The organism is Lentibacillus kapialis, from assembly GCF_014646635.1.
Lineage (GTDB): Bacteria > Bacillota > Bacilli > Bacillales > Amphibacillaceae > Lentibacillus > Lentibacillus kapialis.
Window position 1 is genome coordinate 24,719 of record NZ_BMNQ01000034.1, and the last position, 12,358, is coordinate 37,076.

The window sequence follows — 12,358 nt, forward strand, 5'->3', positions numbered from 1 at the left end:
CCGGATATTTATCTATACCTATTCTAAATGTCTCTACACGATCTCCTGCCCTTTTATCATAATCCCCATTTTATTTTACGTCCAGTTCAATGATGTAGAGTCATTTTATCTATGGGCCAAATCATTTCAGGCTTGACAACGGTTGAGTGACGGTACTTTTCATAATGTAGTCACACTGTATCCTTTGTCCATATTGTCCGAGAGTGAATTATAAATCGGCTTATTTGAGTAACGCTAAGGTCACCAACGTTATGGAGGAATGTAACATGTCCGAAAAACTTGGACTTACATCATTAGAACCATACCGGTCGGATTTACTGCTCAGGATATCAATAAAGGTGTACCTAAGTTATATGATCAATGAGAGAATGGGGAATCCATAATCTCGGTAGTGTTTTCCAGCCATAGTTCGCTCCCATCTTCATTTATTGACTACCTTTGGGAAGGAGCTCCTTTAACGTCTTCCTTAACAATGAGCTCACGTGGATAGTCAGCCAGTGTCTCGCAGCCATCTTCAGTGACAACGAAGGTTTCACTAAATTCAAGGCCGCAATCCTCTTCCCACAATCCTGGAATCAAATGAAAAACCATGTTAGGTTGTAGAACGGTTTGATTATTCTGACGTATACTGGCGGTATGCTCACTCCAGTTTGGCGGGTAACTTAAACCGACGGAATAACCAAGTCGATCATATTTATCAAATCCGTATTTTTTAATCGCCTCCGTCCAGGCCATCGCTATATCACCGCACATTTCACCCGGTTTAACAGCGCTAAGAGCAGCGTCCATAGCATCATGAAGCGCGTCTGATAAACGGCGTTCCCGATCGCTTGGCTTCCCAAGCTTAATCGTTCTAGCTAGTGGAGAGTGGTAACGTTTATGAACACCCGCCAGCTCAAGAGTGATGATTTCATTACCCTGAAACGTCGCCCCGTCCCAAGTCAAATGGGGACTCGAAGTTTTCACGCCTGAAAGCAATAACGGAACAATGGATGGATAATCACCGTCAATTCCTCCTGCACCTTTCATTTGTGCTTGATAAATATTGGCGACCACTTCATTTTCACTGACGCCTGTTTTAATTGAATCAACGCCTGTTTGCATCGCGAGTTCAGCATTCCGTGCCGCATGCCGCATATATTGCAGTTCGCGCGCCGATTTAATCATGCGCACATAACTGACTAAATTAGTTGTATTTACAAATGTGGCATCAGGCAGCCAGCCTTTTAACGTTTCATAAGCTATCGCTGAGAAATAATAACTGCCCATCTCAAGCCCGATGCGTCGGCGATCCTGGCGCAATTGTTTGAGCACATGAGCAATCACATCCATTGGGTGCTTCGTCGTCGAATGGAGATAGTCATCGGTATAGTAGTAAATGTGATCGTCCTCAAGCCACGTCGTTAATTTTGCTCCGTTGGCGTCCTGCCTTCTGCCAATCCAATACGGTTGGTCTTGATCCTTGATGACAATTAATGCTTGGACAACATAGAACGAATAGGCATCATAACCTGATAAATAATTGATATTGGATGGATTGGAAACAAGCAGAACATCAAGCCCATGCTCTTCCATACTATCTTTTACTTTTTTTAACCTGTTGTAATATTCCGACATATCAAATAAAAGTTCCATAGTTGTACCCCCGCTTTTCGTTTGCCATTCCAAAAATTTGTTCTATAATCCTCTACCCTTATATCGAATGCATTAAAACGTACGCCTTCAATATATTTGTTAGAAAAACTCGGCATTCGGCTCGCCCTATAACGAATGCCGAAGATTTTCTTATAAGGTCATCCATTTATACTTTCTGACGTTATTAGAAAAACTCGGCATTCGGCTCGCCTTATAGCGAATGCCGAGTTTTTTTAAGATCATCTTATACTTTCGGATGTGATAAAATATTTGCAGACTTTTACTTTTCCTTAATCATGCTTGATTCCTTTGCAATTCCAGGCTATGTGGGGATATATAGGTGTGATATTCTATAAAACTTCTCCATCCCTCACACCATTTAATTCATTTTCTTCTGTTTCAGGGCATGAAGTGGCAGGTATGGTGACTGAAATTGGGAATGATGTCAGAAAGGTGGAGGGGGACAGCGGATTATGATTGATCCCTATATCAACTGTGAAGTTCATCGGAATAAAAGAATAAGACCCTGCCACGCGGGCAAGTATTTATAGACAGAATACTTAAAACAAGCAGTTTGAATTAAATGCACGTCGTATTTTAGATGAAGGCTGACAATAAATTCAAACATCTAAAAAGGCATCCGGATAATTCACTGTTCCTTCCACATTATCTAAAGCACCGGTCTTTGTTTCATAAACCATAAAGAACTCATCTGCAACTTCAAATGGCGGCTTTATCCCTTTTTTACTTGCAGGAATAAAACCAAACCTTGGGTAATAATCTGCATGACCCAAAACGATCACAGAGGAATAACCTAAGTCCTTACATCGTCTTAGGCCTTGTTTTACCAAACTGGAACCAATGCCTTGCTTTTGATATTGAGGTTTTACTGACATTGGTGCAAGTGCTAATGTCTTGGCAGCACCTTCTTTAGTGGCAATTGTTACCACACTGAATAGAATGTGCCCAACGATTTCTCCTGTCTCTGTCTCCGCAACCAAAGATAGATGTGGGTCAAAATTATTTGTTTCTCTGATTGCTTCAACCATGCTTCCTTCGCTTTCTTGTTCAAAGGCTGAGTTGTTCACCTTCGTAATATCTGCTATATCATTTTTATGCTCTTCTCTAATATTATACAAGATTATACATCCTTCCACTTGCATCACCAGCATCAAATCATATCAGGTGAAAGCACTACCCAATGAAGCCATAACCGTGATGTTTTCCTCCCTGTTATGTACCCGATTCCGGAATAGCCTATCTATTATCTGTTCTTCCCAGCGTTAGTGCCCCAACAATCAGTGGCAGCTGCAAGGGTAAACGCAACCATAGAATCCAGGGATTGGCTTGTTTTCCTGGCTGGAATGATATCCGTTTCACAGCCATGTACACATTTGCCGGAAAAACAGCGATCATAAAAAACGCTAAGAGTTTCCCAGTGATATGTTGTCCTTTTTTCACCCAAAGCAAGACGGAAAAAATCATTTCAAAAACACCTGAAACCAGCACTATTGTCCGTCTTAAGGGAAGTGATCTCGGTACAATCTTACGGAAGCCTTGTTCATGGACAAAATGCAAGACACCAGCTCCAAATAAAAGAATCGAATATAGTGTTCGAAAAAACAATTTCATATGTATGCCACCTTTTTATTCACTCATTTCATACCCTTCCTGCCAGTATCCAACTATCCTAATGCAGATGTTTCTTTTTGTAAAACTTACCATTTGATGATGACGTAATAGTTTTCAACTCATTGATCTGTGCTGTAGACAGACGCAATTCTTGTTTGAATGAGTTAAAGTCTAAATGTAAAAACCAATCGTTGCTGAAATAATACCCACTAATATTGACGTAGCAACATATATAGCTGCTGTGTTTATTTTGTTTGATTCTATTAATGTTATGGTTTCGGTTCCAAAAGTTGAGAATGTTGTATACGCACCACAAAAACCAACACCTCCAAAAAACCACAACCATTCACTGATATCATTTGAAAAATGAAGCTGAGTAATCAGCCCGAGCAAAAATGAACCTGTGATGTTTACAATCCAAGTTCCTAAAGGAAATACGTTTTCTTTTCGAGTTCCTTTACTAACCAAGTACCCAACTACAAACCTAACTGCAGCACCTAAAGAACCGCCAATTCCTATAACCCAAATCATATTACATCACCTGCGTTTTCTTTAGTGCTAATTTATAACCTGAAAATGCCAACACTATTCCCAAAACTGTGCTAGCTAGTACATAAAGAAACGCCATAAATATAAGACCTTCCCGGAATAAGTTAAGCGTTTCTACTGAAAAGGTTGAAAATGTCGTAAAGGAGCCGACAAATCCTGTTCCAACTAAAAGCGCAAACTCAGGCTTTATTATTCCCTTTTGATTTACAAATGTTAAAAACCACCCCAGAAAAAAACATCCAATAAGATTGATTAAGAAGGTGCCTAAAGGAAATCCATTGTTAATATGTATCCATTCACCTAAAGCAAATCTGCATATAGAACCAAAAAAACCACCAATTATCACTAACAATACCTTCACGTTAATCACCTTTCTAAAGCTGCAGTTATTCCTGGTCAGCGTCCGAATTAGGAAGTTTTTCCACTAACTATACGATTATATACGATTATATTAGTTACGGGGCAAACCCATAAAAAAGTAAAATAAATATAAAGGGGAGCACATATCCAATACCCACCAGCACGACCAACCAAAATATCAACATTGCAATTCTTGTCCAGATATTTTGAAATGATTCATTAGTGAATTTAAATACTTTGAAACCGATTATTATAACCAGTGGAACGAGATAAAAATATAAAAATAAACTTACCCAATTATAAAGCTTTGTAAACCCGCCATCAACAGGATCATCAGTCAAACTATAAGTTGATGAAATATACATTTGCCCACTCATAAAAACAACCGATAACAGCGAAAAATATATAAGAAAACTAAATTTTATACTTCTCTTTTCCTGTTTAAGCACAACATACATAAGTATCAAAAAGATGATCAGAATAATTATTTTAAACAACGATTTTATCACCCTGTATGAACAATAAATCAAGCATTCTGACGCTTGCCATCAGAAGATTTTCATATAAAATAAGAAAAATAAGCTCCGAATGTAATCAAGAAACTGCCCAAAATAAACAACAATAATCCCGCATCAATCGCCGTCATATGGAATTCGAACGGCCCAACACCACCGGCCTTTTGCCCTGTGTAACCCTTTATATGCGCGTTAAATTCATTATTTTCCTGATGGATATACAATGAAAATAACCATTTTATCCCAAATATAAGAATGCCGCCCAAGAAAACAATATCGATAAAGTTCCAGCCAAGTATGCGTGATACTGCCCAAAGCAAAAGTGCTTCAACAACTATCGTCATTAACACCATATAGCCTTTTTTCAAAATATTCCCTTCCCTCGATTATTTGAATAATAGACCATACGTATTTAACTTATTAATGTTTCACATTTGTATATGAAACAGTTTCTAAAACTTATTCGGGAATGGTCTTATATAGTTGAATCACTACCAAAGATGGGTTTTTCCAAACATTTAAATAATTATCAAGAAATTGGCGAAATGAATTACCCATCATAAAACCTCCAAAAACCTCGATTCTGAAGCCAGAAATACAGTAGAATTAAGACGGCAGAATATCCCCCTAACCACAGATAAACAAAACCGATCGCCGGAAATATCGATGCAACATTAGATCCCTCCATCAAGGACATCAAGTGTGGCACTGGGGGTAAGACCCAAACAGTCCACTGCAAAAAATTCGGCAATGCGTGGCGAAGCCCAGTGGAAGCAATGGAGACAAGCAATACGAAACTGACACCAAGCCAACCGGTTCCCGGATTTTTGATTATCTCCCGTGTAAATAAAGCAGCCATCGATACTGATAAAACACCCAAGAAAAAATGGTTAAGAACTCCGATGATTAATTTGAGAATGGAGATATCTGCTCCGAACATGCCGAACACCACGGGATAAGCCACTGAGAAAACAGAAAGCACGATGACACATAAAAACATCGTCATATATTTGGACAAAAACATCTTGACTTTACTTTTCGCATGAAGGATCGTCAAATGCTGCTGGGTTGGATCTTCTGTATGGAAGAAACTCAAGGTGAACCAGACCATTAGCAAAAACAAATAAAGTGCCGTCACTGCAGTACTGCTCAAAACCGGATTTGGCTTATACGTATAGTTAAGAAATAAGGCAACTAGATAAATGGTGAGCGGTGGGACATAACGGTATGATTTTATATAATCCAAAAAGTAATAACTGATTAGAGCCTTCATTTTTCATCCTCTCTACGCAATGATTGAATTGAAATGCCATGCTGGATAAGTGTTAGCAGAAGTCGGTCACTGGCAGATCGCTCAACATCCATTAATAAAAGATCACCATTACCCGTTTGCTTTTTGCTGATTATGCCATCGATCTCATCTAGGAAATCAAGGTTTTGGTCGTTTGTATCAGCTTCAATTTTTACATGGAACCTGGATTTCTTTGCAGGAACATATTCCGATTGAATCCGCTGATTTCCCAAAACAATAACCCTGTCGGCAATGTTGTTTAAGAGCTTTTTATCGTGACAGGTGAATAGAATCGTGAGACCATCCGATTTCAATCGATATAGAATCGATTCCAAGTCATTCCGTGCGTCCAGATCAAGCCCTGAAAGTGGTTCGTCCAACAAAAGGACATCAGATTCCTCCAACAGAGCTTGCATCATTCCAACTTTCTGCTTCATACCTTTGGAAAACGTACCGATAGCATTTGTCCGTTGATCACCCAAATGAAACTGGTAAAGCAAGGATGAAATGCGATTTTGAAGTGTAGAACCTGAAAAACCCCGGATTCTTCCCATATGATAGAGATATTGCTCCGCAGTGAAACGAATATTGTAAGGGAAATTTTCCGGAACATAACCAATCATTGTGTCTGGATTCATGCATTTAACGGTACCATGCGTGGGTTTCGTAATTCCGGCAAGTATTTTCAGCAGCGTACTTTTACCCGAACCGTTGTCACCCCTGATCGCAAGGGCTTCACCCTCATTGACAGACAGCGAAAGGTTTGAGAATATCCTGGTGAAATATGTTTTAGTTAGCTCTTGCACTTCTATCAACGTGGCCATAAATACACTCCAATCCAATAATCTCACTGAAAAAGATTTTATTCCATTACTGCGCCCTAAGAATAATGTTAAATAGCCATTTAATTCATTTTGTTTAAAGTTTTGTCCTGTAAAAACGATCCACTTTTCACAAGTTGTCTAAATCCAAAATGAAGGCGATCGTCTGTAAACTGCAGCAGGTGCTCGGTACCATGCATTGTAATTGTGACAGCCTGGCGACCGACGGCACGGGTTGGCATTTCAGTTCCTTGGATCTCCACAAAAAGGGCCGCATCCTTTTCGTAGACTTTAATCGTCTGCCCTTCATTAGATTGATAGACACCGGTAATTGCTTGACGATCAGCTTCAGTAAGTGTGTAATTGTCATATTTGATGGCCGCTTTGTCAGGGTCAATACCCATGTCGCTTTGCACGGCCCCTTTTAAAAGAGCTTCTGCAGGTGCACCCGCAATATTCGTTAAGCAAATGGCTGCCATGCTCTTCTCAGGTAATACTGCGAATTGTGCCGTCACACCTTTTATTCCCCCACCGTGTTCAATGAGTGTTGTACCAAAGAAGTCAGGTGTTACCATAACACCATAACCATAATGCCGACCGGGCTCAACTTCAATATGTAGGGAAGTGAGCGCAGTAAGGCTTTCTGCAGTTAAAATACCATTACCGTCTTTTAAAAACACATTACCAAAGCGAAGCATATCATTGGCAGTCGATTTTACATAACCGGCGGACCACATAGCTGGCGCATCCCACCATTCAGGTGAGTGTATAATTGTTGGTGTTTCGGCAGTTGGATCAATGCTGTACAGGCGAGCCGCCCGCTCATCCAATTGATTGGGATTAAAAAAACTATTATTCATCCCGAGGGGCTCAAAGACGTTCTTCTCTATATAACGTTCATACAGCTGCCCACTAACACGTTCAATAATGATGCCAAGGAGGGCATAGCCGTCGTTTGAATAACTGAATGACTTCCCAGGTCGATCAAGGAGAACGATTTGTATGGCATTTAAATAGTTTATGAGATCGTCGTAAGTATCTATGCTGTCTTGCTCTCGGTCAAGAGGAGCGCCCATTTTAATTTGCATATTAAATGAACCGTCTCTTTCCATTGCTTGCTTATTCGCGTAAAAAAGCGTATTTAACGGGGGAATGCCGGATGTATGGGTCATCAGATGATGAAGCGTTATATCTTCACTCCCTTGAAACGTCATCTCGGGCAAATGTGTTTTGATGGGGTCATGTACGGATAGTAGACCGTCTTCCTGTAGCTGAAGTACTGCAATACAAGTCATTGACTTTGTAATACTGCCAATACCAAAGATGGTGTCAGCCGTAACAGGCAATTCATTTTCCCGATCCCGGTAGCCGAATCCTTTTTGGTAACGTTGATTGCTCAATGCAATCATTGCTCCTGGGGTTTGATGGGCATTCATGAGCGATTCAGCGAACGCTTCGTACGTTTCTTTATCCACGATAACGCCTCCCTTAGTTTAAATAATCATACGTTTTTAGCGGGCAAATGGTTTCACTAATTGGTCTTTAGACACAAAAATGGCGTATGATCCTATTCGGTTATCGTATCCGTTAACAGAAGAACACACTTGAATTATGTTGTTCGGCAAATGCGCAAGGACTATCTCGATCAGATTGTTGTCTATGCCTATGAGCAGGCATGAGAGCCTTAACCCCTTCGCCTCACACTGATGCTTAGGTAATAAAATCATAGCAGTGAACTTCACTGCTTATTAACCCCGACCCTAGCTATATTTGTTTGCTTAAACTTAACACATCAAGCATTTTATTACGTAATACCTTTTCTTCCTCACTCCCAGTTGTCTTCAATCTAAGAATTGGCACATCGTACTTCTGTAATATCGTATCTTTCATCGCATCCCTTTTAAGCTGATTCTGATCATTTGCATGAAAAGCGTGACCATCGACTTCTACTACTAAGACCGGCATTTTATCCATCTTGTTAAATATCAAAAAGTCCGTATGTGTTCGTATATTCAAGGCAAATTCACGCTCTGCTTCTGTCAGCTTATTCATGTCTTTGAGCAGCATTCTTAATGGCTGATGAACCACATAATCCAGCGTTTGAAACGAATCTTCTTCTAACACCTTTTTGATGACTACACTCATTAAATTTTCCGAATTGTGTTCTGAAACTTTTTTATGTTTCTTTAATACCTCAATTAATTTTTCATGATAATCACGATAAAGCAGATCGAATACTGAACGGATTTGACTTTGCACAACTTTAAAATTCCGATACGTAATATACTTAATTAAATCGCCGATATTCGTACCGTGCCACTCCCTCCCCCCTGCTGCCACAACAATAACCAGTTTTTTTACAGCTCGTGAAACTGCTACGTTTATCAGGTTGGCATTATCGACAAAGTCATCTGATTTTACATTGTTGGCAACCGTGGAAAGGATAATGATGTCTTTCTCTCTTCCCTGATATTTGTGAACCGTATCTGCTTCAGTATTGTCTATAGCAGTTTGCTGTAACTTATTCGCCTGCAAACGAAACGGTGCAACTATGCCCACCGACATATCTTCTTTCAATTTGAGTTCAGTGAGAACCTCTTGTGAAATCACATCAATTTGTCGCTGGTTCACCGTTCCCCTAGCATGATTACCTTTCACCGTCTCATATATAACAAGAGGGTCTTGGTCCTCATTTTCCTCCGTTAAAACAACGAGCTCATCATGGTAAAATTTTTCATTGCAAAAGCCGATAATCTGCGGATGACAGCGATAGTGCTCTTTTAAAAGCGTCGTTTCCACTGTCTCGAATAAGGTATTGACTGAAGTTAGCAGACTATGATTGGCATAGTGATAAGCAGGGTTAAGATTATATGTATTAAAAACTGTCGTCGTTTTCTCTTCCACATCCTGAGTCACAACATTAGGAAGCTGCTTGTCATCCCCGACAACCACTGCATTTTTCGCACATGACATTACTAAGGCACCTGTGACTATATCAACTTGTGAAGCCTCATCAATTAAAACATAATCAAATAAATAATTGTTAGGAGCATTATTACGTAACGAATGAGTTGTGCTTAAAATGATTGGATATTCGCTGTTAAAGCATCCAAAATCCTTCCGTAAGATGTCTGGTAAAAATCGTACCCTGTCTTTCCCTAATCCATACTTATGAGCTAAACTTGCCTTAAATAACTTCATCGAGTCCTCACTAAAAGCCTGCATAGCATGATCAAAATCAAACTGATCGAGTTTACCGGCAAGCTTCTCGATTGCATCCGTTAATTCATGTATCTTCACTTCATAATATGTTTTCTGCAAGTACGAAACCACGGTTTCAGGCGAATAACGATACAATTTAAAATTATATATCCCATGCACAAATAAATTGACTACCTTATTCTTAAATGGATACTTGTCTTCTTTGACTGTTTGTTCATATTCCACTAAAAATTGCAACACTTTATCCGCATTCAAACGCAGGAAAGACTTTAATTCAGGCTCCTCATTTTCCAAGGGATAGTAATATTCTTTAAAATACTTATACTCGAGTTTGATTCTTGATAAATCCCGAGTTAAAACAGCTTTTTGCTTTTGATATTGAAGCATTTGATCCAGTTTAGCTTGTGACTCTCGCAACTCATGCTGTATCGCCTCAAACTCTTCTTTATTCAACACCCAGTTACTCATATCAGGGTATGCGCCACTTTGCTCATTAAAAAATTTTTCTTTATTTTTACTGTTCCCAAGAAAAGCTGCAATAAATTCTATGCCATATTTCTCAAGTTTCTCAAACACATTGGATGTAGCCGAATTATTGTTGGATACAACTGCGACTACTTTGTTGTTTATAATTGCATTAGCAATAATGTTTAAAATTGTTTGTGTCTTCCCCGTCCCGGGAGGGCCCTCAATTATGCTCATTTGCTCCGTCATTGCCACGTTCGTCGCTCTCTTTTGACTCTCATTAAATCCAAACGGAAAAATTAGTTCCGGGGATTCTCTCTCCTCATGAGTAAGGGCGTTCATTCCCAAGTACGTAGCTAACACGCTTCTCGTACTGATCGAATCAAGGTTGTTGTACTGTTTCTTCAACAAAGATACTTCCTCGTCTCCGAAATAGCCTACATAATCCGCTAATTCCTTTAAATACGTAAAGCAATTGCTTGCTCCTTGGTCTGCAAGAGCATTTTGTTCCATTGAAAGAGTTGAGCTAGGATATATTTTTTGCACTCCGTTTTTAAAGATTACTCTCTTGTAAGGACCGAAATCTAATGTTTTCTTAGAACCTCCAAGTGACTGGCCTTTATAGTAAAGTATCATCTTTTCTGTGTCTATTTCTGTCGGATCGTTTAAGTTTACCACATTCTTTTCCCTGTACCTGTACACTTTATCAGTATTATAAAACTTAATATTCCATTTACCATCACTGAACGTGCATGATTCAATTTGCTTTGTTTTTTCCTCGTCTTTTATTAAAACGAGCTCTTTTTCTATATCCAAGAATTACTGTCCTTTCTTATCTGTTCGATAATATTACCAATAAGGTTCTTCTTCATTAGATAATGTTAAAATAAGGCACATCCAAAAAAATAATGAGTCAACTTTTGTAAAAATATACAAAAATATCCTTTGACTATGTTTTAATTGTTAGTAATAACACAAAACAAAAAACACGCCAAAGGATACAGATACCATGATACAGAACTTTTTTGAAAACATCAAAGATATTCTTAAAGAGAGCATCCACAAGTTAACCGGTTCGGATAAACGCATAGCGCTTGCCGAGACAGCAGAAGCCATTGGAAAAGGCGGTCAATCCCTTGTTGCGAAAGAGTTTCACGTCAGCAGAGATACCATAAGGAAAGGCCGTTGCGAGTTAAAAACAGGTATACCCTTTGAAGACGCCTTTCATGCAAGGGGCAGAAAGAAAGTGGAAGAACGTCTTCCTAATTTAATACAGGATATCAAGGCCATCGTGGATGGGCAAAGTCAGACAGATCCCAGCTTTAACACCACGAAACTGTTCACCAGACTTACCGTTGCCGAAATAAGAAAACAGCTTATCGAACTAAAAGGCTATACAGAAGAAGATTTACCTACTAACCAAACGTTAAACACCAAAATCAATGAGCAGGGTTACCAGCTCAAAAAGGTTAAGAAAGTGAAACCACTCAAGAAAATTGAAGAAACAGATGCGATATTTGATAACCTCCATCAAGTGCATTATGAGAACCAATCTAAAAGCAATGTTGTGCGTTTATCGATTGATACCAAAGACCGCGTAAAAATCGGACCGTTTTCAAGAGGTGGCAAGAGCAGGGCAACTATAGAAGCAGCCGATCATGACTTCGGAAATGATCACCTCACACCTTTTGGCATTTTGGATGTGACCAATGATCACCTTGAACTGACATTCACCGAAACAATGTAACCGTCAAGTGAAAATGAACACTTTTCGCTAATTAATTTTGAACACTTTTTTCCTCAAAAATGGAAGAACGATGCTTCATTCGATAGCTTTCATCCTCTCTAAAATGAATGATTTCTGCTCG

10 protein-coding genes and 1 pseudogene are annotated in these 12,358 nt (G+C 39.2%); 1 reads left to right on the forward strand and 10 read right to left on the reverse strand.

Annotation, left to right across the window (positions count from 1 at the left end):
- Window positions 1–432: 432 nt before the first annotated feature.
- From IEW67_RS11560 to IEW67_RS11605, 10 genes are all read right to left on the reverse strand, one after another.
- Window positions 433–1,635 (reverse strand): M24 family metallopeptidase, encoded by a 1,203-nt coding sequence (locus IEW67_RS11560; RefSeq protein WP_188633232.1) that lies wholly within the window; start codon window positions 1,633–1,635, stop codon window positions 433–435.
- Between the two features lie 620 nt (window positions 1,636–2,255).
- The gene (locus tag IEW67_RS11565) at window positions 2,256–2,774 is read right to left on the reverse strand and encodes a GNAT family N-acetyltransferase (RefSeq protein ID WP_229671787.1); all 519 of its coding nucleotides are present in this window, start codon (window positions 2,772–2,774) and stop codon (window positions 2,256–2,258) included.
- A 118-nt stretch (window positions 2,775–2,892) separates the two neighbouring features.
- Entirely contained in the window at window positions 2,893–3,267 is a 375-nt protein-coding gene (locus IEW67_RS11570) for a DoxX family protein (protein ID WP_188633233.1), read from the reverse strand.
- Between the two features lie 171 nt (window positions 3,268–3,438).
- The gene (gene crcB / locus IEW67_RS11575; RefSeq protein ID WP_188633234.1) at window positions 3,439–3,798 is read right to left on the reverse strand and encodes a fluoride efflux transporter CrcB; all 360 of its coding nucleotides are present in this window, start codon (window positions 3,796–3,798) and stop codon (window positions 3,439–3,441) included.
- A gap of 1 nt (window position 3,799) precedes the next feature.
- Window positions 3,800–4,162, reverse strand: coding sequence for a fluoride efflux transporter CrcB (gene crcB / locus IEW67_RS11580; RefSeq protein ID WP_229671789.1), 363 nt, complete (start codon window positions 4,160–4,162; stop codon window positions 3,800–3,802).
- A gap of 573 nt (window positions 4,163–4,735) precedes the next feature.
- Window positions 4,736–5,059, reverse strand: coding sequence for a hypothetical protein (locus IEW67_RS11585; RefSeq protein ID WP_188633236.1), 324 nt, complete (start codon window positions 5,057–5,059; stop codon window positions 4,736–4,738).
- 182 nt (window positions 5,060–5,241) lie between these two features.
- Entirely contained in the window at window positions 5,242–5,964 is a 723-nt protein-coding gene (locus IEW67_RS11590) for an ABC transporter permease (protein WP_188633237.1), read from the reverse strand.
- Window positions 5,961–6,806 carry an ABC transporter ATP-binding protein gene (locus IEW67_RS11595; protein WP_188633238.1) on the reverse strand — a complete coding sequence of 282 codons (846 nt, stop codon included), beginning with the start codon at window positions 6,804–6,806 and terminating at the stop codon, window positions 5,961–5,963. The genes IEW67_RS11590 and IEW67_RS11595 overlap by 4 nt, the downstream gene beginning before the upstream one ends.
- Window positions 6,807–6,886: 80 nt before the next feature.
- Window positions 6,887–8,278: a serine hydrolase domain-containing protein gene (locus IEW67_RS11600; protein WP_188633239.1), complete on the reverse strand. Its 1,392-nt coding sequence runs from the start codon at window positions 8,276–8,278 to the stop codon at window positions 6,887–6,889.
- Window positions 8,279–8,567: 289 nt separating this feature from the next.
- A complete protein-coding gene (locus IEW67_RS11605) occupies window positions 8,568–11,306 on the reverse strand; it encodes a DEAD/DEAH box helicase (RefSeq protein WP_188633240.1) in 2,739 nt (912 codons plus the stop codon).
- A 193-nt stretch (window positions 11,307–11,499) separates the two neighbouring features.
- Between IEW67_RS11605 and IEW67_RS11610 the strand changes: the two are divergent.
- Window positions 11,500–12,231: pseudogene (locus tag IEW67_RS11610) on the forward strand (ISAzo13-like element transposase-related protein); the annotation flags it as partial.
- Window positions 12,232–12,358 lie beyond the last annotated feature (127 nt).

What these genes read in the sequence shown, in the direction of transcription:
- IEW67_RS11560 (WP_188633232.1), bottom strand. Translation starts at nt 1,635, where the DNA reads ATGGAACTTTTATTTGATATGTCGGAATATTACAACAGGTTAAAAAAA.
- crcB (WP_188633234.1), bottom strand. Translation starts at nt 3,798, where the DNA reads ATGATTTGGGTTATAGGAATTGGCGGTTCTTTAGGTGCTGCAGTTAGG.
- IEW67_RS11570 (WP_188633233.1), bottom strand. Translation starts at nt 3,267, where the DNA reads ATGAAATTGTTTTTTCGAACACTATATTCGATTCTTTTATTTGGAGCT.
- IEW67_RS11595 (WP_188633238.1), bottom strand. Translation starts at nt 6,806, where the DNA reads ATGGCCACGTTGATAGAAGTGCAAGAGCTAACTAAAACATATTTCACC.
- IEW67_RS11590 (WP_188633237.1), bottom strand. Translation starts at nt 5,964, where the DNA reads ATGAAGGCTCTAATCAGTTATTACTTTTTGGATTATATAAAATCATAC.